This window comes from Pseudomonas sichuanensis (assembly GCF_024749065.1).
In the GTDB taxonomy this organism is placed as follows: Bacteria; Pseudomonadota; Gammaproteobacteria; order Pseudomonadales; family Pseudomonadaceae; genus Aquipseudomonas; species Aquipseudomonas sichuanensis.
In genome coordinates, this window is sequence record NZ_CP087185.1 from 2,884,106 (window position 1) to 2,908,220 (window position 24,115).

General features: G+C 64.2%; 25 protein-coding genes. 12 read left to right on the forward strand and 13 right to left on the reverse strand.

All coding sequences use genetic code 11. The features are described 5' to 3' along the window. Positions 1–22 precede the first annotated feature (22 nt). Genes pcaF through paaF form a run of 5 tightly spaced genes read right to left on the reverse strand, consistent with a single transcriptional unit; the run spans position 23 to position 4,798 of the window. Positions 23–1,243, reverse strand: a complete 1,221-nt coding sequence (gene pcaF, locus LOY51_RS13105; protein ID WP_258646497.1) for a 3-oxoadipyl-CoA thiolase — start codon at positions 1,241–1,243, stop codon at positions 23–25. After that, positions 1,236–1,685, reverse strand: a complete 450-nt coding sequence (gene paaI, locus LOY51_RS13110) for a hydroxyphenylacetyl-CoA thioesterase PaaI (RefSeq protein WP_374046937.1) — start codon at positions 1,683–1,685, stop codon at positions 1,236–1,238. The genes pcaF and paaI overlap by 8 nt, the downstream gene beginning before the upstream one ends. Continuing rightward, positions 1,678–3,195, reverse strand: a complete 1,518-nt coding sequence (paaH, locus tag LOY51_RS13115) for a 3-hydroxyacyl-CoA dehydrogenase PaaH (RefSeq protein WP_258646498.1) — start codon at positions 3,193–3,195, stop codon at positions 1,678–1,680. Before paaH ends, paaI begins: the two co-directional genes overlap by 8 nt. Before the next feature lie 2 nt (positions 3,196–3,197). Then, positions 3,198–3,992 carry a 2-(1,2-epoxy-1,2-dihydrophenyl)acetyl-CoA isomerase PaaG gene (paaG, locus tag LOY51_RS13120; protein ID WP_110993838.1) on the reverse strand — a complete coding sequence of 265 codons (795 nt, stop codon included), beginning with the start codon at positions 3,990–3,992 and terminating at the stop codon, positions 3,198–3,200. A gap of 32 nt (positions 3,993–4,024) precedes the next feature. Then, positions 4,025–4,798, reverse strand: a complete 774-nt coding sequence (gene paaF / locus LOY51_RS13125; RefSeq protein WP_258646500.1) for a 2,3-dehydroadipyl-CoA hydratase PaaF — start codon at positions 4,796–4,798, stop codon at positions 4,025–4,027. Between the two features lie 344 nt (positions 4,799–5,142). On the opposite strand from paaF, the gene paaY reads away from it, so the two are divergent. Together paaY and paaX are read left to right on the forward strand one after the other, a co-directional pair. Next, positions 5,143–5,742 carry a phenylacetic acid degradation protein PaaY gene (gene paaY / locus LOY51_RS13130; RefSeq protein ID WP_125858585.1) on the forward strand — a complete coding sequence of 200 codons (600 nt, stop codon included), beginning with the start codon at positions 5,143–5,145 and terminating at the stop codon, positions 5,740–5,742. Positions 5,743–5,801: 59 nt separating this feature from the next. Then, positions 5,802–6,725, forward strand: coding sequence for a phenylacetic acid degradation operon negative regulatory protein PaaX (gene paaX / locus LOY51_RS13135; RefSeq protein WP_125464045.1), 924 nt, complete (start codon positions 5,802–5,804; stop codon positions 6,723–6,725). On the opposite strand, the gene LOY51_RS13140 is transcribed toward paaX, so the two are convergent. Beyond that, positions 6,726–7,223 (reverse strand): DUF4019 domain-containing protein, encoded by a 498-nt coding sequence (locus LOY51_RS13140; protein ID WP_125858586.1) that lies wholly within the window; start codon positions 7,221–7,223, stop codon positions 6,726–6,728. Between the two features lie 201 nt (positions 7,224–7,424). Between LOY51_RS13140 and LOY51_RS13145 the strand changes: the two genes are divergently transcribed. The 4 genes from LOY51_RS13145 (at position 7,425) to LOY51_RS13160 (ending at position 10,831) form a co-directional block, all read left to right on the forward strand. Next, entirely contained in the window at positions 7,425–8,435 is a 1,011-nt protein-coding gene (locus LOY51_RS13145) for an aldo/keto reductase (RefSeq protein WP_258646502.1), read from the forward strand. A 72-nt stretch (positions 8,436–8,507) separates the two neighbouring features. Continuing rightward, positions 8,508–8,918 carry an SRPBCC family protein gene (locus LOY51_RS13150; RefSeq protein WP_258646504.1) on the forward strand — a complete coding sequence of 137 codons (411 nt, stop codon included), beginning with the start codon at positions 8,508–8,510 and terminating at the stop codon, positions 8,916–8,918. An 88-nt stretch (positions 8,919–9,006) separates the two neighbouring features. Next, a complete protein-coding gene (locus tag LOY51_RS13155) occupies positions 9,007–9,903 on the forward strand; it encodes a LysR family transcriptional regulator (protein WP_258646506.1) in 897 nt (298 codons plus the stop codon). 7 nt (positions 9,904–9,910) lie between these two features. Then, positions 9,911–10,831, forward strand: coding sequence for a LysR family transcriptional regulator (locus tag LOY51_RS13160; protein WP_125858590.1), 921 nt, complete (start codon positions 9,911–9,913; stop codon positions 10,829–10,831). A gap of 34 nt (positions 10,832–10,865) precedes the next feature. Here the strand turns inward: LOY51_RS13160 and LOY51_RS13165 are convergent, their stop codons facing one another. Then, entirely contained in the window at positions 10,866–12,167 is a 1,302-nt protein-coding gene (locus LOY51_RS13165; RefSeq protein ID WP_258646508.1) for an MFS transporter, read from the reverse strand. 280 nt (positions 12,168–12,447) lie between these two features. Between LOY51_RS13165 and LOY51_RS13170 the strand changes: the two genes are divergently transcribed. The 4 genes from LOY51_RS13170 (at position 12,448) to LOY51_RS13185 (ending at position 16,434) form a co-directional block, all read left to right on the forward strand. Beyond that, complete coding sequence (locus LOY51_RS13170; RefSeq protein WP_258646510.1) at positions 12,448–13,611, forward strand: iron-containing alcohol dehydrogenase; 1,164 nt, start codon at positions 12,448–12,450, stop codon at positions 13,609–13,611. A 37-nt stretch (positions 13,612–13,648) separates the two neighbouring features. Next, positions 13,649–13,963, forward strand: a complete 315-nt coding sequence (locus tag LOY51_RS13175; RefSeq protein WP_125858593.1) for an NIPSNAP family protein — start codon at positions 13,649–13,651, stop codon at positions 13,961–13,963. Between the two features lie 28 nt (positions 13,964–13,991). After that, positions 13,992–15,566 (forward strand): aldehyde dehydrogenase (NADP(+)), encoded by a 1,575-nt coding sequence (locus tag LOY51_RS13180; protein WP_258646513.1) that lies wholly within the window; start codon positions 13,992–13,994, stop codon positions 15,564–15,566. A gap of 82 nt (positions 15,567–15,648) precedes the next feature. Next, complete coding sequence (locus LOY51_RS13185; protein WP_258646514.1) at positions 15,649–16,434, forward strand: SDR family oxidoreductase; 786 nt, start codon at positions 15,649–15,651, stop codon at positions 16,432–16,434. Between the two features lie 29 nt (positions 16,435–16,463). Here LOY51_RS13185 and LOY51_RS13190 read toward each other — a convergent pair whose 3' ends face one another. The 6 genes from LOY51_RS13190 to LOY51_RS13215 form a co-directional block, all read right to left on the reverse strand. Then, positions 16,464–17,450, reverse strand: a complete 987-nt coding sequence (locus tag LOY51_RS13190; protein ID WP_258646515.1) for a zinc-binding dehydrogenase — start codon at positions 17,448–17,450, stop codon at positions 16,464–16,466. 87 nt (positions 17,451–17,537) lie between these two features. After that, positions 17,538–18,335, reverse strand: a complete 798-nt coding sequence (locus tag LOY51_RS13195) for an SDR family NAD(P)-dependent oxidoreductase (RefSeq protein ID WP_258646516.1) — start codon at positions 18,333–18,335, stop codon at positions 17,538–17,540. Between the two features lie 85 nt (positions 18,336–18,420). Further along, positions 18,421–19,332, reverse strand: a complete 912-nt coding sequence (locus LOY51_RS13200) for a LysR family transcriptional regulator (protein ID WP_258646517.1) — start codon at positions 19,330–19,332, stop codon at positions 18,421–18,423. A gap of 76 nt (positions 19,333–19,408) precedes the next feature. Further along, positions 19,409–20,578, reverse strand: coding sequence for an MFS transporter (locus tag LOY51_RS13205; protein ID WP_258646518.1), 1,170 nt, complete (start codon positions 20,576–20,578; stop codon positions 19,409–19,411). Then, entirely contained in the window at positions 20,575–20,700 is a 126-nt protein-coding gene (locus LOY51_RS13210) for a hypothetical protein (protein WP_258646519.1), read from the reverse strand. The genes LOY51_RS13205 and LOY51_RS13210 overlap by 4 nt, the downstream gene beginning before the upstream one ends. 177 nt (positions 20,701–20,877) lie before the next feature. Continuing rightward, positions 20,878–21,816 (reverse strand): cyclase family protein, encoded by a 939-nt coding sequence (locus tag LOY51_RS13215; RefSeq protein WP_258646636.1) that lies wholly within the window; start codon positions 21,814–21,816, stop codon positions 20,878–20,880. Positions 21,817–22,444: 628 nt separating this feature from the next. Here LOY51_RS13215 and LOY51_RS13220 point away from each other — a divergent pair. Together LOY51_RS13220 and LOY51_RS13225 are read left to right on the forward strand one after the other, a co-directional pair. Continuing rightward, the gene (locus LOY51_RS13220; RefSeq protein WP_258646520.1) at positions 22,445–22,765 is read left to right on the forward strand and encodes a hypothetical protein; all 321 of its coding nucleotides are present in this window, start codon (positions 22,445–22,447) and stop codon (positions 22,763–22,765) included. A 181-nt stretch (positions 22,766–22,946) separates the two neighbouring features. Continuing rightward, a protein-coding gene (locus LOY51_RS13225) for an IS3 family transposase (protein ID WP_258646522.1) occupies positions 22,947–24,097 on the forward strand; the annotation gives its coding sequence in 2 pieces (ribosomal slippage) (positions 22,947–23,181 and positions 23,181–24,097; 1,152 coding nt in all). Positions 24,098–24,115 lie beyond the last annotated feature (18 nt).

Sequence of the window (24,115 nt, forward strand, 5' to 3'; positions counted from 1 at the left end):
CATTGCGTCTCTGGGCGGCTGATCAGAGGCGCTCGATTACCAGGGCGATGCCTTGGCCCACGCCGATGCACATGGTGCACAGGGCGTAGCGGCCACCGCTGTGTTCAAGCTGGTGCAGAGCGGTGGTGACCAGCCGCGCACCGCTCATGCCCAGCGGGTGGCCCAGGGCGATGGCGCCGCCATTGGGGTTGACCCGAGGGTCGTCGTCGGCCAGGCCCAGTTCGCGCAACACGGCCAGGCCCTGGGCGGCGAAGGCTTCGTTGAGTTCGATGACGTCCATGTCGGCCAGCGCCAGCCCGGTCAGCTCCAGCACCTTGCGGGTCGCCGGCACTGGCCCGATGCCCATGATGCGCGGTTCGACCCCGGCCACCGCCAGCCCCAGTACCCGGCCGCGGGCCTTGAGGTTGTGCCGGCGGGCGGCCTCGGGGCTGGCCAGCAGCAGCGCGCAGGCGCCGTCGTTGACCCCGGAGGCATTGCCGGCGGTGACGCTGCCGCCCTCGCGGAACGGCGTACCCAGGCGCGCCAGTTGCTCGAGGGTGGTGTCGCCACGGGGGTGTTCGTCGTGTTCGATGGATTTGGCCGGGCCTTTGCGCTGGGGGATCTCGACCGGCACGATCTCCTCGGCCAGGCGACCGCTGGCCTGGGCGGCGGCGGCCTTGTGCTGGCTGCGCAGGGCAAAGGCGTCCTGGTCTGCACGGCTGATGCCGAACTGCTCGGCAACGTTCTCGGCGGTCTCGGGCATCGAGTCGATGCCGTATTGCGCTTGCATCAGTTTGTTGACGAATCGCCAGCCGATGGTGGTGTCGTACAGCTCGGCGCTGCGGCCGAAGGCCTGCTCGGATTTGCCCATCACGAACGGCGCCCGCGACATCGACTCGACCCCGCCGGCCAGCATCAGCCCGGCTTCGCCGCAACGCAGGGCGCGGGCGGCATTGCCGATGGCGTCCAGGCCCGAGCCGCACAGGCGGTTGAGGGTGGTGCCGGGCACGCTGATCGGCAACCCGGCCAGCAGGCTGGCCATGCGCGCGACGTTGCGGTTGTCCTCGCCGGCCTGGTTGGCGCAGCCGAGGATCACATCGTCGACCTGGCTCCAGTCCAGTTCGGGGTGGCGCGCCATCAGTGCCTTGAGCGGTACCGCGGCTAGGTCATCGGGGCGCACGCTGGACAGGGCGCCGCCGTAGCGGCCAATGGGGGTGCGCACCGCATCGATGATCAATGCGTAGGGCTGGCGGGTGTCAGTCATGGGTGTTCTCCGGTGCCAGCACGCTGCCGCGCACCTTGTAGGATTTGCCGTGGAACAGGGCGATCAGCTCGCCATGCTGGTTTTCGATGCGCACGTCGTAGTTGCCGGTGCGGCCTTTGCGGCTCAGTTCGGTCACGCTGGCGACGAGCTGGTCGCCACGTTTGGCCGGCGCGATGTAGTCGATGCTGCAACCCAAGGCCACGGTGGCTTCGTCATGGCTGTTGCAGGCGAAGGCAAAGGCCGAGTCGGCAAGGGCAAACAGAAAGCCGCCATGGCAGGTGCCGTGGCCCTGGATCATGTCGGCGCGCACGGTCATGGCCAGGCGCGCACTGCCGGGGCCGGCGTCGAGCAGCTCGATGCCCAGGCCTTGGCTGGCCGCGTCGCGGGCGAACATGGCCTCGGCGCAGGCACGCGCCAGGGCTTGGGGGGACAGATCAGGCATGCAGGCGGCCTCCTTGGGCGTGGGTGCGGCGTAGCAGCAGAGAAGGGCGGTAGCGTTCCTCGCCGTAGCTGCGTTGCAGGTTGTCGAGCACGCGCATGGTGTAGCCGACACCGAGGCTGTCGGCCCAGGCCAGCGGGCCACGGGGGTAATTGACCCCGGCGCGCATGGCCAGGTCGATGTCTTGCGGCGTGCCAACCCCTTGCAGCACGGCGTCGGCCGCTTCGTTGGCGAGCATGGCGACGGTGCGCAGCACCACCAGGCCGGGCAGGTCGGCAACGGCGCTGACCTCGAGCCCGGCGCTGCGCAGCAAGGCGATCGCCTGGTCGCGAGCCTCGGCGGTGCAGTTGGCGGCGTGACTGATGGCAAGGCGTGTAGCGCTGGCATAGTCCTGGGCCAGATCGAGCAGGACCAGGTTGCTCAGGCCGTCCTCGCGGGCACGCTGACTGGCCAGGCGACCGTCGGAAAGCGCCAGGGTGGCGTCGCCGACCCGCAGCAAGCCTGCGCCTGCGCGTTCGGTCACGCTGATACCTGCGCCGCGCAAGCGCTCCACCAGGGTGCGCAGCACGCCAAGGTCGCCCTCTGCCACGCAGCAATCCACATTCGCCTGGCTGGCCAGGGTGAGCGGTTGCGGCCTTTGGGCGCCCTCGGCATAGCTATAGAAGCCCTGCCCGGACTTGCGCCCCAGGCGCCCGGCATCCACCAGCGCCTTCTGCACCAGCGACGGCTGGAAGCGCAAGTCGCCATAGAAGGCCTCGAACACTGAGCAGGTCACGGCGTAGTTGACGTCATGCCCGATCAGGTCGGTGAGCTCGAAAGCGCCCATGCGAAAACCGCCGGCCTCGCGCAGCAGGGCGTCGAGGGTGGTGCAGTCGGCGGCGCCCTCCTGCAGCAGGCGCAGGCTTTCGGCATAGAAAGGGCGTGCCACGCGGTTGACGATGAAGCCCGGCGTAGATTGCGCGTGCACCGGCTCCTTGCCCCAGGCTTTGGCCGTTTCATACAAGGTGGCGGCAACGGCGGGATCGCTGGCCAGGCCTGAGACAATTTCCACCAGGGCCATCAACGGCGCCGGGTTGAAGAAGTGCATGCCGATCACTTGCTGTGGGCGCTTCAGGCCGGCGGCCAGGCTGGTGATCGACAGCGACGAGGTGTTGCTGGCGAGGATGCAGTCCTCGCCACACACGGCTTCGAGCTGGTGCAGCAGGCCTTGTTTGATCGACAGGTGCTCGACGATGGCTTCGATGACCAGGTGCGCGGGTGCGAGCGCATCGAGGGTTTCCACAGGCTGCAGGCGGGCGCTGATGGCTGCGCGCTCGGCGGCTGGCAGCTTGCCTTTTTCCACCAGGCGGCCGAGCTGCCGGTCGATGCCCTCAACGGCTTTCGCGGCTGCGCCTGGGCGGTTGTCGTAGAGGCGAACCGGGTGGCCGGCCTGGGCGGCTACCTGGGCAATCCCGGCGCCCATGGCACCGGCACCAATGACTGCCACCAGCGTGTTGCGGTCGAGTGCAGCCATGATCAACGCCCCTTGAACGCGGGGGCGCGCTTGTTCATGAAGGCGCTGACGCCTTCGCGGTAGTCCTCGCTGCGCCCGGCCAGGCGCTGCAGGTCGCGCTCCAGCTCCAGCTGCTGGTCAAAACGGTTGTCGTAGCTCTGGTTCAGTGCGCGCTTGATCAGGGCCAGGCCGTAGGTGGGCTGGGTCGCCAGCTGGCGGGCCAGGGTCAGGGCCTCGTCACGCAGGGCGGCATCGTCGACCACCCGATAGATCAGCCCCCACTGTTCGGCCTGTTCGGCGCTCAGGCGCTCGCCGAGCAATGCCAACGCCTTGGCCCGGGCCATGCCGACCAGGCGCGGCAGCAGCCAGGTGCCGCCGGAGTCGGGAACCAGGCCGATCTTGCAGAACGCCTGGATGAAGCTGGCCGAACGCGCTGCCAGCACCAGGTCGCAGGCCAGCGGCAGGTTGGCGCCGGCGCCGGCGGCCACGCCATTGACGGCACAGATCACCGGCAGCGGCAGGTCGCGCAGGCTGCGCACCAGGGGGTTGTAGAACTTTTCGATGGATTCGCCCAGGTCGGGCATCTCGGCGCCGGGGGCGACATTGCGATCGGACAGGTCCTGGCCTGCGCAGAAGCCGCGGCCTTCTCCGGTCAGCAGCAGTACCCGGGCGTGTTCGCTCTGGCGCACTTGCTTGAGGGCTTCGCGCACTTCCAGGTGCATGGCGCTGTTGAAGCTGTTCAGTTGCTCGGGCCGGTTGAGGCTGAGCAGGGCGACGCCGTCGTCGTCGATGGAAAACAGGATGTGCTGGAAAGGCATGCTGGAAGCGCTCCGTCGGTGGAGGGGAGGGGTCACTGGCCGAGGAAGCGGGCCGGGCGTTTTTCCTGGAAGGCGCGGATGCCTTCATTGCGGTCGGCAGTGCCGGCCAGCAGGGTGAAAGCGTGGCGCTCGAAGCGCAGGCCGGTGGCCAGGTCGGTGTCCTGGGCCTTGAGCAGCGCCTCCTTGGCCAGGCGCACGGCCAGCGGCGCCTTGGCGGCGATGGCGCGGGCCACCTGCAGGGCGCGCTCGACCGTCAGTTCAGGCTCGGTGACTTCGCTGACCAGGCCGGCCTGCAAGGCGTGGCGGGCGTCGATGGCCTCGCCGCTGAGCACCATCTGCATGGCCAGCGGCTTGCCCACTGCGCGCAGCAGGCGCTGGGTACCGCCGGCGCCGGGGATGATGCCGAGGTTGATTTCGGGTTGGCCGAAGCGTGCATCGCTGCCGGCAATGACGATATCGGCGCACATCACCAGTTCGCAGCCGCCACCCAGGGCGTAGCCGTTGACGGCGGCGATCAGTGGTTTGGAGAAGGCGGCGATGCGTTGCCAGTGGGATACGCGGGGGTCGTTGAGGATACCGACCAGGTCACGCTCGGCCATTTCGTTGACATCGGCGCCGGCGGCGAAGGCCTTGCGGCTGCCGGTGACGATCACGGCGCGGGTGTGTTCGTCGCGTTCTGCGGCGTCGAGTTCGGCGGCTAGCTCGGCCAGCAGCTCGGTGTTCAAGGCGTTGAGGGCTTGTGGGCGGTGCAGCGTGATCAGACGGACGCCGTCCGCTGGGGGCTGCACAAGGAGGTTGCTTGGCATGGTGGTACCTCAGGCTGCACGTTCGGCGCCAGCTTGAGCTGGCTTTTTCTTGGAGTTGTTGGCGGTGCTGGGGCAAGTATAGATTCAAAGCGATACCGTAATGCAACATATAAATTGAATGTATGTATCTAATTATGTTCTTGGCCTCGCTCGCTCGGTGCATCGCCGACAAGCCGGCCCTCACAGAGAATAGAGCCTGAAAGCTGGTGATTAGGCCTTTTGGAAGCTGCTTTGCCGGCAATGAATCGCAGCCATCAAAGCGATACACGCCTGGATGAATTGACTGAACCAATTGAAGTGATACAAGATCAGCTTGCCATCCGAATCACATTGAGAAACAACCTATGCCCAGCTACCGCCTCGACGGCCTGACCCCTGTGGTTCATCCCAGTGCTTATGTCCATCCCAGCGCAGTCCTTATCGGTGACGTGATCATCGGCCCCGATTGCTATGTCGGCCCGCTGGCCTCATTGCGCGGCGATTTCGGGCGTATCGTCCTGGAGCATGGCGCCAATCTGCAGGACACCTGCGTGATGCATGGCTTCCCCGGGGGCGACACGGTGGTGGAGCGCAATGGCCACGTCGGCCACGGCGCGGTGTTGCACGGTTGCCGGGTGGGCGAGGATGCCTTGGTGGGGATGAATGCGGTGGTGATGGATGGGGCGCATATCGCGCCGCGCTGCATCGTCGCCGCCACGGCCTTCGTCAAGGCCGGCTTCCAGTGCCCGGAGCAGAGCCTGGTGGTGGGGGCGCCGGCTGAGGTCAAGCGCTCGCTCAGCGACCAGGAGCTGGCCTGGAAGCAACGCGGCACTGCCCAGTACCACGCCCTGACCCGACGCTGCATGGCCTCGATGGTGGAGTGCCCGCCATTGAGCGAAGCAGAGGCGCAGCGCCCGCGCATGGGTGATTCAGGTTTCCGGCCCAAGGCCGAGGGCGGCGCATGAACCTTGCACGGCCACGGCAGGCAGGTATAGTCGAGGCTTTAGCCGCGCCGCGTCCCCTCATGAGCAGCCTTGCCCCCCTGAATCACCTGATCACCCGCTTCCAGGAGCAGACGCCGATTCGCGCCAGCTCGCTGATCATTACGCTTTATGGCGATGCCATCGAACCCCATGGCGGCACGGTCTGGCTGGGTAGCCTGATCAACCTGCTGGAGCCGATGGGCATCAATGAGCGGCTGATCCGTACCTCGATCTTTCGCCTGACCAAGGAAGGCTGGCTGACCGCCGAGAAGGTGGGTCGGCGCAGCTACTACAGCCTGACCGGCACCGGCCGTCGGCGATTCGAGAAAGCCTTCAAGCGTGTCTACAGCGCCAACTTGCCGGCCTGGAACGGCGCGTGGACGCTGGTGCTGCTGTCGCAGCTCGATGCCGCCAAGCGCAAAGCCGTGCGTGAAGAGCTGGAGTGGCAAGGTTTCGGCGCCATGGGCCCGAACCTGCTGGGCTGCCCACGCAGCGACCGTGCCGACCTTGCGGCGACACTGCGTGAGCTGGACGCCGAGGATGACAGCATCGTGTTCGAGACCCATGCCCAGGAAGTGCTGGCCTCCAAGGCCCTGCGCGCCCAGGTGCGCGAGAGCTGGAACATCGATGAACTCGGGCAGCATTACAGCGAGTTCATTCGCTTGTTCCGCCCCTTGTGGCAGGCGATGAAAGAGCTGGAGGCGCCCGATGCCGCAGACTGCTTCCTGGCCCGCACCTTGCTCATCCACGAGTACCGCCGCCTGCTGCTGCGCGATCCGCAACTGCCGGATGAGTTGCTGCCGGGCGACTGGGAAGGCCGAGCGGCTCGGCAACTGTGCCGCAACCTGTATCGGCTGGTGCAGGGCAGGGCAGAGGAATACCTTGCCACTGCGCTGGAGACCGCGGACGGGCCGCTGCCGGATGCCAACAGCAGCTATTACAAAAGGTTCGGTGGGTTGAGCTGACTAGAACAGCCGAATCCCTGCGGAAACCTCGACGGCTTTGCTGATGTTGTAGCCGACAACGCGCCATTGATCAGCTTCTTCGCTGAGCAGCACGGCCTCGGTGACGGTCATGTTTGCAAAGGTTGATTGGGTCTGGACGGCCGCGTAATGACCAGGCGGCGCATCCGGCAGTTGTTTGGTGAACGCCACCTGGTATTGATTACGCTGCTGCAGCTCGCCAAGCCCCATGCGTAATCCGCTGATGCCTTTGACCCAGTTTGGCTCGGTCGTAGCTGCCTTGAGGACTGAGCCTGCCGACGTCCAGGTCATGTCGGCTCTTCCCGCGTCCAGCAACAGCAGGAACTCGTTCGCCGTATCCGCTATCTGTTTCTGCTGTTGCGCAGAGCCAGGCTGGGAGAGCACTACCGCCGACGTATTCGTCGCGGGAGCGTTTGTATTGATGGAGACATCACAGCCTGCGAGCAACAGCAAACCGACCAGTAAAACACCATGCTTCATGCAAAAACCTCGAGAGTAGAGGGGGTCAGCGGGCTATTAAACCGAAAAGCGGGCGCGTTGGACACCCGCAAGGCCATACACAGCACATTGCTCAAAAGGTCTCAAGTCTGTCGAATTATGACTTGGACGATCTTGGTAGGGGCGCAATAGGATTGCCGCCATCGGAGTTCATAACCAACTCCCCTAATCAGGAAAATCCAGATGAACCTCAAATCCCTTATCGCCAATCCACTGGGCTTCGGCACCGCACCCCTGGGCAACATGTTCCGCAATGTGCCAGAGGCCGAGGTGCAAGCCACTGTCGACGCCGCCTGGAACAACGGTGTGCGCTACTTCGACACCGCGCCGTTCTACGGTGCCGGCCTCTCCGAATCGCGTCTGGGCAACGCCCTGGTCGGTCGTCCGCGTGACGAATACGTGCTCAGCACCAAGGTCGGCCGGATCATCCTCGACGAACTGGAAGACCCTACCAGCCTTGAGCTGGGCGAGAAGAGCGGCTTGTTCGAACACGGCAACCGCAACCGCATCGTCAACGACTACAGCGCCGACGCCACCTTGCGCTCCATCGAGGACAGCCTGCGTCGCCTGAAGACCGACCGCCTGGACATCGTCTGGATCCACGACATCGCCCAGGACTTCTATGGTGACGAGTGGCTGGAGCGTTTCGAAACCGCACGCAAAGGGGCTTTCCGAGTCCTCACCCGCCTGCGTGAAGAAGGCGTGATCAAGGCGTGGGGCCTGGGTGTGAACCGGGTCGAGCCGATCGAGCTGACCCTCGACCTGGACGAGCCGCGTCCAGACGGCTTCCTGCTCGCCGGTCGTTACTCGCTGCTGGATCACGATCGCGCCCTGCAACGTGTCATGCCGCAAGCCGTGGAGCAGGGCGTTGGCATCGTCGTCGGCGGGCCATACAGCTCTGGCGTCACTGCCGGTGGCGAGCACTTCGAATACCAGAAGGCCACCCAGGCGGTGCTGGAGAAGCTCGAACGCATTCGTGCGGTCGCCCGTGCCCACGGTGTCGACGTCAAGGCCGCCGCCCTGCAATTCGCCCTGGCCCACCCGGCCGTGGTCGCGGCAATCCCGGGTTCGACCCGTCCGCTGCACGCCAACGAAGACCATACAGCCTTGAGCGCTGTAATCCCCAGCGCGTTCTGGAATGACCTGCGTCAACAAGGCCTGATCAACGCCCTGGCGCCTGTTCCAACCGTTTGAACTGACTTTGCGGGGCCGCGTCGCGGCCCTGTCCTTAACGCATCATCGGGGTTGAACCCCAGGAGAAACATCATGGCTACTGCACAATCGTCCATCGACCTTGACATCAATGCCGACCGTGTCTGGCAACTGATTGGCGGCTTCGACGCACTGCCCGACTGGCTGCCGTTCATTCCGCAAAGCGCCCTGAGCGAAGGCGGTCGCGTGCGCACGCTCAAGAGCATCGACGGCGACACCATCATCGAGCGTCTGCTGGACTTCAACGAAGCCGGGCGCAGCTACAGCTACACCATCCTTCAAGGCCCGGCACCGGTTCGCGACTACCAGTCGACCCTGCGCGTGGTCTCGGCAGGCCAGGGGGCCCGCGTGGAATGGTCCGGCTCGTTCGTGCCGGTCGGTATCAGCGATGCCGAAGCGAGCGCGATGTTCGCCACTATCTACCAGGATGGCCTGGCTGCACTGAAGCAAGCACTGAAAGGTTGATGGTTGTTGGGGCCGCAAGGCGGCCCCAAGCCTGAGCAGCCCGCCCCGAGCCGTGTTTCCACGACCTTACTCATTTTCGAAGACTCATATGCTGGACTTCAGGCAACTCCGTTATTTCGTCGCCGTGGCTGAGTTGGAGCACGTGGGCAAGGCGGCGGAGCAACTGCACATCTCCCAGTCGCCGCTCAGTCGGCAGATTGCCCAGCTTGAGGAGCGCCTGGGGCTGCAGCTGTTCGAACGCAGCCAGCAACGGCTGCGCATCACCTCCGACGGTCGCACCTTCCTGTACGAGGCCAAGGCCCTGCTCAAACACGCCGAACGCCTGGAGTCACTCGGCCGCCGATTGGGCCGGGGCGAGACGGGCGGGCTGTGCATCGGCTACGTCAGCCACGCCATCCATGCCGGGGTATTGCCCAAGGCGTTGCGCCAGGTGCGTGAGGAACGGCCGGGCATCCATATCGCCCTGTACAACCTGACGGCCCAAGAGCAATTCGAGGGGTTGCGCCAGCGTAGCCTCGATATCGCACTGGTGTGCGAGCCGATACCGGCGGGGGATCTGGACCTGCTGGCAATACCGGTATTCCAGGACCCGCTCTATCTCGCGCTACCTATTGGGCATCCACTGGCAGACAAGGCGCAGATCGACCCAGCCGATCTTCATGAGCAGGACTGGATCATGGTCGACGGGCACGCGACCCCCAACCGTCGCGAGCGCTTCATGGCCCGTTGCGTGGAAGCAGGCTTTACCCCGCAGATCCGGCTGGAGGCCGCCGAACCGCTGAGTGCGCTGGGGCTGGTGTCCGCAGGCTTAGGCTTGGCGCTGATACAGCAGAGCATCGGCGGTGGCAGCACCCCTGAGGTGGTGCTGCGCGAGTTGCCGTGGTTACAGCAAAGCATCGGCCTCTGGGCAGCCTGGCACCGAGTTGACCTGCGACCGATAGTAGGCGAGTTTCGTCAGATCGTATTGGCTGGCGCAGAGTACTGAGGACCCTATGATTCCCTCCCTGGACAGTATTTTCGCCCGACTGCGTTTGCGTCAGTTGCGCCTGCTTATCGAGCTGGATCGCTGCGGCTCGCTGCACAAGGCCGCCGAGGCCATGGCCATCTCCCAACCTGGCGCGACCAAGGCCTTGCGTGAGGTCGAGGAGATCCTCGGCGTGCCGTTGTTCGTGCGCCAGCCCAGCGGCCTGATGGCCAACGACGCCGGGCGCTGCATGGTGCGCTATGCGCGGTTGATCCACAGCGATCTGGGGCATTTGCGCGACGAGATGCTGGGTATCGTGCAGGGGCAGGGCGGGCACCTGGCGGTGGGCAGCATCATGGGGGCCATGCCGATGCTGGTGGGGGCGCTGGGGCGGTTGCGGCGCAAGCAGGCGCAGTTGTCGGTGGAAATTGCCGAGAACACCAGCGCCAACCTGCTCGAACAACTGGACGAAGGGCGCCTGGACCTGGCGATCTGCCGTCCCGGTGTTGGGCGTAATACGTCCGACTACGTGTTCATGGAGTTGGCGCAGGAGCCGCTGGCGGTGGTGGCCCACCCGCAGCACCCGTTGGCCAGTGCGCAGGCCCTGGAAATCGGCGACCTGAGCCACTACCGGTGGATCGTCTACCCGGCCAACATGCCCATGCGCCAGGCCCTGGAGCGCGAGTTGAACGAGGCTGGCGTGGAAGTGCCGCGCTATCCGCTGGAGACTTCGTCCACCTTCGCAACTTTCATGTTGCTGGAGGAAGACCCGAGCCTGGTGGCGGTGATTCCCAGCGCGGTGGCGGCCTTTGCCGAGCAGCGTGGCCTGCTGGTGTCGCTTGCGGTGCGCTTGCGGGCGTTGAGCGAGCCGTTCGGGGTGGTACACCGGGTGGGCTCGCCACTGTCCCATGCGGCGCAACTGCTGGTCGAAGAGTTGCTCGCGCCCTGAGTGCAGAGGGGCCGCAAAGCGGCCCCAGGCACCGTCAGAACTGCCGCTCGCGGTAGTCGATCAGGCTCGAGAACAGGGCAATCAGCAGCGCCGCGACCACGAAGAAGATCAAGGCGAAGAAGTACTCGCCGGTGAACTGCACGATCAGGCCGATGATGATCGGCACCAGCACGCCCGCCATGTTGCCGCAGAAGTTCATGGTCCCGCCCAGCACGCCGGTGCGCGACGGGCCGCCGATGATCGCCGGCAGGCACCAGTACATGCCGCACCAACGAATGAAGAACATCGCCACGCACAGCAGGGTGATCACCGGGCCGGTGCTGGCGACGAAGGCCGCCGCGAGGATGCACGCCGCCGCGACCAGTGCCGAGCCACTGAACATCGAGCGCATCACCAGGTTCGGCGAGGCGCCGCTGCCGCGCCACTTGTCACCGATCCAGCCGCCGACCAGCTCGCCGATGAAACCGCACATGAAGATCAGGAAGGTCGCCCCGCCCATGGCCGAGATATCCAGGCCGTGGGCCTTGTGCAGGTAGCTGGGCATCCAGGTCAGCAGGCCGTAGAACACCGCGAGGATGCAGCTGTAGCCGGCGAACATGGCAAAGATCGAGCGGTCCTTGAGCAGCACGCGCAGGGGAATGCCGGCCTTGGCCGCGGCATGGGCGCTGGCGTTGCCTTCGGTGATGTGGCGCAGTTCGGCTTCGTTGACGCCCGGGTGCTCGCTGGGGTGGTTGCGGATGTATTTCCAGGCCAGGATGCCGGCCAGGATGGTGCCCACCCCGGCGACCACGAAGGCCAGGCGCCAGGAGCCGAGCCAGGCGATCAGCCCGGAGATGAGAATCGCGCCCAGGGCGCTGCCCAGCGGAGCACCGCCATCGACCAGCACCGCGCCGCGGCCGCGCTCGTTCGGGGTGAGCCAGGAGCCGTTGAGCTTGGCGCCTGCGGGCATGATCGGCGATTCGGCCACACCCAGGCCGATACGCGTGAACAGCAGCACCAGCCAGTGATGCGAGACCGCGCCCAAGGCCTGGAAGGCGCCCCAGGCGATGGTCGCGGCGCCGATGATGCCGCGGGTGTGGAAGCGGTCCAGCAACAGGCCGCCAGGGATCTGCATCAGTGCATACGACCAGAAGAACGCGCTGAGCATCAGCCCCTCCATGGCCGGTGTCAGGTTGAACTCCGGCGCGATCAACGGCAGGGCCACCGACAGCGAGGCGCGGTCGATGTAGTTGATCGCGGTGAGCAGCAACAGGATCAGGAAGATGCGCCAGCGCACCGTGGTCATGGGAGCGTTGGCGTCCAGCGCCAGGGCAGCCGGGGAGGAGGTCGTCTTCATCGCAGTGCTCATTCTTGTGATTATCGGGAGGCACGTCCTGCGCACCCTGTGCGCAGGCCGTGTGCGCCCCGATTGTTGGAGCCGCTGGCAAGCCCTGGGTAATGAAAAGAGCTGATCCAGGGATAACGCCTGCTTATCGATAAGCGTTGGTTATCCCTGGATCAGCTCTTTTCATTATCTGGCGCGTTTGCATCGCCCCTAGATTGCCCAGGCACGGCTCGCCGCCACTCACGGCGGGTTCAACAAGAACAACGCGGCTCCACGTGCCTGAGGATCTTTCATGAGCAACTTCCAGTTCCATTTCCCCACCATCACCCAGTGCGGCGAAGGCTTGGCCAACCAGGCCGGCGCGCTGCTTAAACCCCATGTGCAGGGCGCCTTGCTGGTGGTGACCGACCAGGGCCTGATCGACGCTGGCATCCTGGGCGGTTTCTTCGCCTCCCTGGAGCAGGCCGGCATCGACTACCACCTGTTCTCGGCGGTGCAGGCCAACCCCAGCACCGACGTCCTCGACGCTGCCGTGCGCCTGTTGCGTGAGCATGATTGCAAGGCGGTGATCGGCGTGGGTGGCGGCAGCAGCATCGATACCGCCAAGGGCGTGGCGGCGATGGCCACCAACCCGGGCAGCATCCTCGACTACGAAGGCTACGACCGACTGGTCAACCCGCCGCTGCCGATCTTCGCCATCCCGACCACCGCTGGCACCGGCAGCGAGTGCACCGCCTCGACGGTATTCACCAACAAGCAGACGTTGTTCAAGACCGTGATCATCAGCCCGCGGCTGTTCCCGCGCCTGGCCATCCTGGACCCTGCACTGACGCTGAACCTGCCGGCTTCGATCACCGCCGCCACCGGCATGGACGCATTGACCCATGCCATCGAGTCCTACGTATCGCGCCAGGCCAACCCGATCAGCCAGGCCATGGCCTTGCAGGCGATCCGCATGATCGCGGGCAGCCTGGAGAAGTGCTACTTCGTCGGCACCGACATGGCCGCCCGGGAGCAGATGCTGCTGGGTTCGTTCCTGGCTGGCGTGGCGTTCTCCCAGTCCAAACTGGGCAACGTGCACGCCATCTCCCACACCTTTGGTGGCGTGTTCAACATCCCCCACGGTATCGCCAACGCGGCGCTGCTGCCCTATGTGATCAAGTTCAACCTGCCGGCCTGCCCGGAACGATTCCGTGATATCGCCATCGCCATGGGCGCCGACATCACCGGCCTGAGCCTGGAGCAGGCTGCGGCCTGCACGGTGGAGCGCGTGGTGGCACTGAACCGTGCCATCGGCATCCCCGCGACCATCCGTGAGCTGGGCGTGGACCTGGAGTTCCTGGCGCAGATGGTCAGCGACTCCATGCGCAGCGGCAATGTGCGGGTCAACCCGCGCCTGACCACGGCCCGCGATGTCGAGCAACTGATCACCGACGCCTACCACGGCAACCTCTGAACCCCATTACCTAACGCCTGCCCAGGAGTCCCTATCCATGTTCTATGAAATGCGTACCTACACCCTGCACATCGGCAAGATGAAGGAGTACCTGGAACACTTCGAGAAAGAAGGTTTGCCGGTGATCTCGCGCTACGCGACGCTGGTTGGCTGGTGGTACACCGAGATCGGTGAGCTCAACCAGGTGGTGCACATCTGGGCCTATGAAAGCCTGGATGACCGCATCCGTCGCCGCGCCGCGCTCTACGAGGACCGCGACTGGCTCGAGCGCTTCATCCCCAAGGCCTTCCCCATGCTGATCCGCATGGAGTCCAAACTGCTGATGCCGGCGGCGTTCTCGCCGATCAAGTGATCCTGTTTTTCTTGCGAGCGAATTTTCCATGTCCGACGGATACAACTACATCGGCGGGCGCCGCAGCGGCCTGGGCGCGGTGTTGCTGAGCAGCATCGATGCCCACAGCGGCGAGCGCCTGCCCGGGTTCTTCTACCAGGCCACTGACACGGAAGTGGATGCCGCAGCACAGGCGGCGGCCACGGCTTACCCGGTTTACCGCGCCCTGGCGCCGGAGCACCGGGCGTGCTTCCTGGAGGCCATCGCCGACGAGCTGGACGCCCTGGGGGGCGACTTTATCGCCTTGGTCGGGTGCGAGACCGCCTTGCCGGCACCGCGTATCAATGGTGAGCGCGGGCGCACCAGCGGGCAGTTGCGCTTGTTCGCCCAGGTGCTGCGCAGGGGCGATTACCTGGGTGCGCGTATCGACCGCGCCTTGCCCCAGCGCCAGCCGCTGCCGCGCCCGGACCTGCGTCAGTGCCGCCTGGGCGTAGGCCCGGTGGCGGTGTTCGGGGCCAGTAATTTCCCGCTGGCGTTCTCCACCGCCGGCGGCGATACCGCCGCCGCGTTGGCCGCGGGTTGCCCGGTGGTGGTCAAGGCCCACAGCGGCCACATGGCCACGGCCCAGCAGGTGGCCGATGCCATCGAGCGCGCGGCCCGTCGTACGCAGATGCCGGCGGGTGTGTTCAACATGATCTTCGGCAGTGGCGTGGGCGAGCGCCTGGTGCGCCATCCGGCGATCCAGGCAGTGGGTTTTACCGGCTCGCTCAAGGGCGGCCGGGCCTTGTGTGACCTGGCGGCGGCGCGGCCCCAGCCGATCCCGGTGTTTGCCGAAATGAGCAGCATCAACCCGGTGCTGGTGCTGCCCGAGGCGCTGCGTCGGCGGGGTGAGGCCATCGCCCGCGAGCTGAGCGCGTCGGTCGTGCAAGGGGCAGGGCAGTTCTGCACCAACCCTGGCCTTGTGATTGGCCTGCGCTCCCCCGAATTCAGCGCGTTCGTCGAGGCCTTGCGCCTGCAATTGGACGACCAGCCGGCGCAGACCATGCTCAACCCCGGCACCCTGGCCAGCTACGCGGCAGGCTTGCGCGCCCTGGCAGCGCACCCGCAGGTTCAGCGCTTGAGTGCCACCAGTCATGACGGCCCTCAGGCCTGCGCGCAATTATTCAAGGCCGATGTGCAGTTGTTGCTGGAAGGTGACGAGCTGTTGCAGGAGGAGGTGTTCGGCCCGGCCACTGTAGTGGTGGAAGCAGCTGACCGTGAGGAACTGCACCGGGCCTTGGCCGGGCTGCGGGGGCAACTGACCGCTACCTTGATTGCTGAACCGGCCGAACTGCTCGAAGCCGGCGACCTGCTGGCACGGCTGGAGGAGAAGGTCGGACGGGTGCTGGTCAACGGTTACCCGACTGGGGTCGAGGTCAGTGATGCCATGGTTCATGGCGGCCCGTACCCGGCCACATCGGATGCCCGCGGCACCTCGGTGGGTACTCTGGCCATCGACCGCTTCCTGCGGCCGGTGTGCTACCAGAACTTGCCCGACGCACTGCTGCCCGATGCATTGAAGAATGCCAACCCATTGGGTATCAACCGCCTGGTGGATGGGGTGTTCAGCCGCGAGCTGTTGTAGCACCATCGGGGCAATTTCACTGGCCCTGTCCTTGTGACAGGGCCAGTGACCTATGCGCGATTCATTCACTAAGGAGCCGATCATGGATCTAGGTATCAAAGGCCGCTGGGCGATCGTCTGCGCCGCCAGCCAAGGGCTGGGCAAGGGCTGCGCCGAGGCCCTGGCGGGCGAAGGCGTCAACCTGGTGATCAATGCGCGTACCGCCACTACCCTGGAGCAGACGGCTGCCGAGTTGCGTAGCCGCTTCCCGGCAATCGAGGTGGGCACGGTCGTCGGTGACGTGGCCGAGCCTGCGGTCCGCCAGGCGCTGCTCAGTGCCTGCCCGCAGGTCGATATCCTGGTCAACAATGCAGGCGGCCCGCCGCCGGGGGATTTCCGTGACTGGGGCCGGGATGACTGGCTCAAGGCGCTGGACGCCAATATGCTCACGCCCATCGAACTGATCAAGGCCGTGGTGGATGGCATGGCAGAGCGTGGCTTTGGCCGGGTGGTGAACATCACCTCCGGCGCGGTCAAGGCGCCGATCGACATCCTGGGCCTGTCCAATGGCGCACGTAGCGGCCTGACCGGCTTCATCGCCGGGCTTGCCCGCCAGCAGCGCCTGGCCGGGCGCAATGTGACCTTGAACAACTTGTTGCCAGGCGCATTCGACACGGCACGCCTGCACAAGACCCTGCAGGCTGCGAGCCAGGCCAGCGGTGACCTGCAGGCGACGATTCAGGCACGCCGCCAGGCAATACCGGCGGCGCGGTTCGGCAATGCCGAAGAGTTTGGGGCGTATTGTGCGTTCCTCTGCAGTGCCCATGGGGGCTATATCACCGGGCAGAACCTGCTGATCGATGGCGGGGCCTATCCAGGGACCTTCTGAGCAACAGCATCCGGGTGCGCGGCAAGCGATCAATCCAGCCGCGTCACCCACTTGCCGGACGCGCTGCCGTCCTTGAGCTGGCGCAACGCCTGCGGCAGCGCTTCGAAGGCAAAGTCCCGGCGCTCCGGCGCCAGTAGCCGACCCTCGGCGACCATTTGCAGCAAACGCTCCCCCGCGACCTTCAACGCCTGACGATCGAGCAACCGGCCATGGGCATGGATGCTGTTGAGGGCTACTTCATGCAGTGAGATTGCTGTGCTGAAGGCGGCCAGCGGCGCGGTCTCCTGGCGGTCCTGGATGCACACCAGGTGGCCGTTGTAACCCAACAGGTGGGCCAGGCTTGCGGCATGCACACCGCTGACGGTGTCGAACAGCGCGTGCAGCGGGCGCTCGCCGAGGGCAGCCTGCAAGCGTGCCTGCCAGTCGCCGGCGCGATAGTCGAATACCTCGATCACGCCAATTTGCTTGAGGCGGGCATGATGTTTTTCGCCAGCAGTGGCCCACACCCGCAGACCGCGCTGGACGGCGAGCTGGGCGAGGTAGAAGCCCACTGCGCCGCCCGCACCGACCACCAGTACGTCGCCGGATGCACCGTTGGCGACCTTGGCCAGCGCTTGCCAGGCGGTAAGCGCGGGGCAAGGCACCGCGGCAGCGGCGCTGGCTTCGAGGTTGCCCGGGACCTGCATCACCAGATCGGCGTCGAGCAGGCAGTACTCGGCGAAGCTGCCATCGCGGGACAGCGACTGGTGATAGGCGAGGCGTGTCCCCAGTGGCAGGTCGACGCCTTCACCGACCGCGGCGACGATGCCGACGCCATCCACGCCCGGTACGGTGCCCTGGCGCCAGTCGGCATGGCCCCATTCACAGATTTTCCAGTCCACCGGGTTGAGGGCGATGGCGCGGTTGGCCACCAGCACTTGGCCTGGGCCGGGTTGCGGCAGGAGTTTGTCGATGAGCTGCAAACCGTCCAGGCCGGCGTCCGGGGTCCAGCCCCAGGCTCGATAGGTGTTGCGCATAAGGAATCCTCGTAAAAGTAGGAGGGCAGGGGTAGCCATCAATGACAAAGGGCCGCTGTGCGGCCCTTGTGTTCAAGCAAGCTGGCTTCAAATTGCGAGGCTGTCGACCACACCGCCGTCGACCCGCAGGGCGGCGCCGGTAGTGGCGGAGGAGTAGGGGGACGCAAGGTAGACCACCAGGTGGGCGACTTCGTCGACCTCGGCGGCGCGCTGGATGATCGAGCTCGGACGGGCGCTGCGCACGAAATGGTCAGCCTCTTCGCGGATGCTGCGGCCGGAGGCCTTGGCGGCGTCGGCCACCAGGTTGGCGACGCCGTCGGTCAGGGTCGGCCCGGGCAGTACTGCGTTGACGGTGACGCCGGTACCTGCCAGACGCTTGGCCAGGCCGTGAGAGACGGCGAGGTTGGCGGCCTTTGTCACGCCGTAATTGATCATGTCGGCCGGGATGGCAATGCCGGACTCGGACGAGATGAACAGGATCCGCCCCCAGCCTTTTTCGACCATGGCCGGTGCATAGTGTCGAGCCAGGCGCACACCGGACAGCACGTTGGTATCGTAGAAGCGACTCCACTCGCTGTCGGCTACCTCGAAGAAGTCGACGTCATCGTAGATGCCCAGGTTGTTGACCAGAATGTCGGCACTGGGATGGGCGTCGAACAGGGTCTGGGCGCCTTCGGCGGTGCCCAGGTCAGCAACGACACCGTGGACCTGACCACGCCCGCCTTGGGCGCGCAGTTCGGTGAGAGCGGCCTCCACCGATTTCTGGCTACGGCCGGCGATGACGACGTCGGCATGGGCACGGGCCAGGCCGCGAGCGATGGCCAGGCCAATACCGCCGGTCGAGCCGCTGATGATGGCGGTGCGTCCGCCGAGGTCGATGTTCATGGAATGGCTCCTGTGGGTGAGTTGCATCGATGAGGCCATGCTAGTGAGGCGCTAAAAGACTGTAAAAGACATAATCCGACTGGGTTCAGACCTTTTGGGTCTGTTCGGCCAGTGCCAACACCTGCTCGCGGAAAACTCCCACGATCGGCCGCAGGTCCACCTGGTGCCAGGCCGCCCACAGCCGCACGTAGGGCCTGAACCAGTCAAGCTGGCGCAACACCACGGTAGGGCCCGCGCTGGCCGCCAGGCTGCTCTGCACCATGGCCAGGCCCAGCCCTGCGGACACCAATCCGAGCACGCTCAGCGGGTCGGTCGCCTCCAGCGACAGGCGTGGGGTGAAGCCGGCGTCGGCGCATCGGGCGATGAAGTCATCGCGCTTGTTGACCTGGTCGGGCTGGCCGCCGGTGATGATCCACTCCTGTTCATGCAGGTCGGCGGGGGTGAGTTCGGCCTGGGTCGCCAGCGGGTGCTCGGCGGGAATCGCCAGCAGCATGGGGTCGTCCAGCACGGGCAGGGCAAGCAGATCGGGATCGTTGTCGGGCGCGGGCTCGCAGACCAGGGCGATGTCCAGGCTGCGTTGACGCAGGCCTTCGAACTGCTCGCCCGGTGTCATGTTGTAGAGGGCGATGTGGATCTGCGGGCGACTGCCACGGATGGCCCGCACAGCGCCGGGCAGCACGCCGGCATGGATGGCGTGGTTGACGTAGCCGATACACAGGCCGCCTTCCTCGCCGCGGCCCAGGCGTTTACCCAGCGACTCCAGACGTTCTGCGTGCTTGAGCAGGCCACGGGCTTCGGCCAGGAAGGCACGCCCGTCAGTGGTGAGGAACAGCCTTTGGTTGCGTCGCTCGAACAGGGCCAGGCCGAGGTGGTCCTCGAGCTGGGCGATCTGCCGGCTCAGCGGGGATTGGGAAATATGAAGCTGCTCCGCCGCGCGGCCGACGTTTTCACATTCGGCGACGGCGACGAAGTAGCGCAACTGACGTAGATCTTGCATGGAACCTCCAGGGGACTGCTCCACGTTTTACGAGGGCGGTCCCGATTTGGCCAGCCTCAGTGCACGCCAGGTGATGTTACGCAGCCTCGCCGATGGTGTTAGTGGCCTTGCCGCGCCCGCCAAGCCATACCAGCATCAGCCCGCCCGCTGCCAGCAGGCCACCGGCTACCGGTATTGCAGCATAGCCAAGGTCCAGGCTGATGACGCCACCACCCAGCGCCGCGCCCACCGCGTTGCCGAGGTTGAACGCGCCGACGTTGATCGAAGAAGCAAGGCCCGGCGCCTCGGCAGCGGCGGTCATCACGCGCATCTGCAGTGGCGGCACCACGGCGAAGGTGAACACGCCCCATACCAGCAAGGCCAGGGCGGCGCCGAGGTGGCTGCCCAGTACCAGCGGCATCAGCAGCATGATCAAGGCCAGAGTGCCGAGGAAGATCCGTGCCGAGCCGTCCAGCGACCAGTCGGCCAGGCGACCGCCAAGGCTGTTGCCGAGCGTGAAACCTACGCCGATCAGCACAAGGCCGAGCGTGATGAAGCTGTCCGAGGCGCCGGTCAGTTCGGCCAGCACGGGGGCTACGTAGGTGTAGAGGGTAAACATCGCACCGGCGCCGAGCACGGTGGTGGCCATTGCCAGCAGCACCTTCGGCCGGGCGATCACGGCGAGTTCGCGGCGCACATCGGGCACGCTGCCACGCTCGCCCTTGGGCAAGGCATACCACAAGGCGGCCATGGCGAGGATGCCGAGCAGCGCGGTGCCGGCGAAGGCCAGGCGCCAGCCGACCTGCTGGCCGATCCAGGTGGCGGCGGGCACGCCACCGATGTTGGCGATGGTCAGGCCCATGAACATGGTGGCGATGGCGCTGGCCTGTTTCTCACGTGGCACCACGCTGGCAGCCACCACCGCACCCAGGCCGAAAAAGGCACCGTGGTTGAGGCTGGTGATCAGGCGCGAGGCGAGCAGGGTGGCGTAGCCCGGCGCCAGGGCCGAGAGCAGGTTGCCGAGGGTGAAGATGGCCATCAGTGCGATCAGCGCACCGCGCTTGCCGAAGCGGCTGAACAGCAGGGTCATGATCGGGGCGCCCAGCATCACGCCAATGGCATAGGCCGTCACCAGCATGCCGGCGCTGGGGATGCTGACGTCCATGCCTTGGGCAATCACCGGCAGCAGGCCCATGGGGGTGAACTCGGTTGTGCCGATGCCGAAGGCGCCGATCGCCAGGGCGGTCAAGACGTGCCCGGGTTTCATTGCGCGGACTCCTGTGCGGCGAGCTTTATCAGCGGGCCTTGCATCCGGTGGCGGGTGAGGGCGGTGGCAGTGAAGAAGGTTTGTGAATGGGTGGGTAATGGGGACTGATCATGCAGGCTCATCGGATGGCCTCCGGCTGGCGTGTGGTGGGATCGCTTAGTGGGCGCAGTATCTCCACCTTGTGCGGATGGATTAAGTCATGACTGCGCCAATCACTTTTGACTTGAAGTCACGGATCAAGAGAGGCAAGCCCGCAGCGAGAGAGTCCGCAGCGGGCAGGGATCTTGGTGGTAGAGCGATCAGTGAATCGCAACCGGATTGATGTTGACTTGAGTGGAGCCAACATAAAGCGGTTGGCCGAGCACAAACAGAAACTCCCAAACCTTGTCGTGCACCAGTGCACGGCTGTCGATCAGTTCCAGGTTGTAGATGCCGCGCTTGGCGAGCATGTACTGGTTGACCGGGAACTCGTCCTGGCCATGCGGGTTCGGATAAACCTCTGAGGCCCAGGTGTCGCCGCCGAAAGCGACGATGCCCTGGTCTGCCAGCCACTGCGCCGCTTCCATGCCGATGCCGGGTTCCACTTCCAGGAACTGCTTGTTGTCCTTGCCGATCAGTTCCAGCCAACCGGTGTTGAACAGCACTACATCGCCTTTGCGCAGGGTAAGGCCTTGCTTCTTCAACACAGCCTGGATGTCGGCCACGCTGAACTCGGTGCCACCGGGCACGATGGCTTTGTTGTAATAAGCGGCCATGTCCAGCACCACGCCACGGGTCACGATCGGCGGCACTTTCTCGACCCCGAGCTTGGTGACGCCATCGACAGTCACAAAGTCGGCCGCTTTGTTGCCGTTGTAGTACAGGTTGTCGATACCGATGTGGCCGATCCCGTTGAGCTGGGTGCCAACGCCGGTCCAGGCGTTTACCAGTTCATCGTTGAAGGTGAACTTGTTCGGGCCCAGCGATTTGCCGGCTTGCTGCCCGACCTGCACGTTGTACAGACGGAAGCTGCGATGGCGGAATGCAGGAAGGTTCTTGTCCACGGGTACGGCCAGTGGGTATGTCTTGCCCGTCTTGACCAGACCGACCGCCTGTTTGACCACGTCCGGGGTCAACAAGTTGGCAGCGCCGATCTCGTCGTTTGGGCCGTAGGCAGAAGGGTACCAATCGGCTGCGGAGGCGGCCTGCATGGCAAGTGGTAGCAAGGCCGCCAGGGCGAATTTTGAAAAGGTTTTCATCGTGGTTCTCCAGTTGACGAAGGCCGTCAAGGCAAGTGCGAACAGTGCAAGGGGATGATGCGGTCCAGTGGACTAAGCAATGGTTCGCAGTTTGCGGCGTTTACATTTGCGAATTAAGCCCTGTAGAAGCCAAATTTATTTGCCTTGAAGTCAAGAATTAAGGCTGCGCTAGAAGAGATGCTCCAGACAGTAGTTATCAGCGGAGTATTTTCCCGGGGAGAGGGTTGGAGAGGGGGCAGATGTCTTCGGTCTGGACTTGTACAACTCCATATAGAGTAATTTCGAGCGCTGATTTCGCATCTTCGAGATTATTCGCCGCCATCTGCCCACTGCAATAAATAATGAAAATTCAGGTCTGGCCGCTATCTAACACTGAGGGAGCAAGGCAACTTTCTTGGCAATAAATATATATAACTCAACTAAATGGATATTTAGTATAGTTATTCTTTTTAATCATATTATAAGGGCAGGGTGCCAGGCTCATTTCTTCATTACCATGCGATTCGGACGCTGTTGCTACTAGCAACACCTCCACGCGCGGCTCACTTAAAAGGCGCTATCCGATGGATTACGAACCACTGCCCAGTACCTGGGTGACCGTGACCCGAGTCTTTACTGGCCCGCCATCATGAATTCGGCGCTGGCTTGTGAGCTTTTTCTCAAGTCGCTCCTGGTTGAGGCTGATCCTCGTTACCCCAGATCTGAATATGATCCTGAAGGGCATCTGCGACTGCGCCTGAGGCCACCTGGTAATGGGCACGGCCTGTTTGATCTGTACAACGCGATTCCTGCCGAGCTGGCCAGCCAGCTTCGTGCCATTTTGCAGAGCCTGGCACCTGGCTTCGAGTTGGAAAAATGGATAAGTACTGCCTCGAATCTGTTCGTCGGCACGCGGTATCCGTACGAAGCCGGTTCAGTACGCCGATCTAAGAGCCAACAGCGACCGTAATTTTCGCGCCCGCGAAAATCGCAGTGCGATCTGAGATCTGGAGTTCCACCGTGGAATTTTCACCGTGAAAACCTTGGCGCCGAGCAGTGTGCAGTGACTGGTTTCAGATCTGCTTGGTTGAATCGCCCCTGGTTTCGTAGACACCTCCAAGCCTCATAATGAGGCCCAAATAGGAGGTGCCATGAGTCGTCAGCGTTACCCCGAAGAATTCAAGATCGAAGCGGTCAAGCAAGTGACCGAAAAAGGCAAACCTGTCGCCGAGGTCGCCCAGCGCCTGGGCATGTCCGTGCACAGCCTTTACGCTTGGATCAAGGTCTACAGCAAGCCCCAAGAGCAGCGTCAGCAAGACAATGATCAGCAGGCTGAACTGCGCAAGCTACGCGCTGAACTCAAGCGGGTGACAGAAGAGCGAGACATCTTAAAGAAGGCCGCCGCGTACTTTGCCAAGGAGTGCGGCTGAAGTACGCCTTCATCAACAAGCACTCGACGGATTACCCAGTGCGTCGCCTTTGCCAAACCCTCAAGGTGCATCCCAGCGGCTACTACGCTTGGTTGGCCGAGCCTCAATCTGCCCGAGCCAAAGAAGATCAACGCCTGCTTGGCTTGATCAAGCAGGCCTGGTTAGAAAGCGGCGGCGTGTATGGCTATCGCAAGATTCACGATGACCTGCGAGAGCTAGGAGAGATCTGTGGGCGAAATCGAGTCGGTCGCTTGATGCAGGCAGAGGGGCTGCGTTCGCAAACGGGCTATCGCCGTCGTACTGGGTTTTATGGCGGAAAACCAACAGTGGCATCGCCCAACCATCTGGCCCGGCAGTTCAAGGTCAGTGAGCCGAATAAGGTCTGGGTGACCGATATCACCTACATCCGCACCTATGAAGGGTGGCTGTACCTGGCGGTAGTGCTGGATCTGTTCTCTCGCCAAGTCATTGGTTGGTCAATGAAGCCCAGGATGAGCAGCGACCTAGCCATCGACGCCATGCTGATGGCCGTGTGGCGACGCAAGCCACAGCAGCAAGTGATGATTCACTCAGACCAAGGCAGTCAGTTCAGTAGCTCAGATTGGCAAAGCTTCCTGAAGGCCAACAATGTGATCAGCAGCATGAGCCGACGGGGAAACTGCCACGACAATGCCGTAGCCGAGAGTTTTTTCCAGCTTTTGAAGCGGGAGCGAATCCGACGAAAGATCTACGCAACGCGTGACGAAGCCCGAAGTGATATTTTCGATTACATCGAGATGTTCTATAACCCCAAGCGTCGACACAGCAGTGCTATGCAGCTGTCTCCAGTAGAGTATGAGAAACGCTATTTCCTGAGCTTGGAGAGTGTCTAGGAAACCAGGGGCGATTCA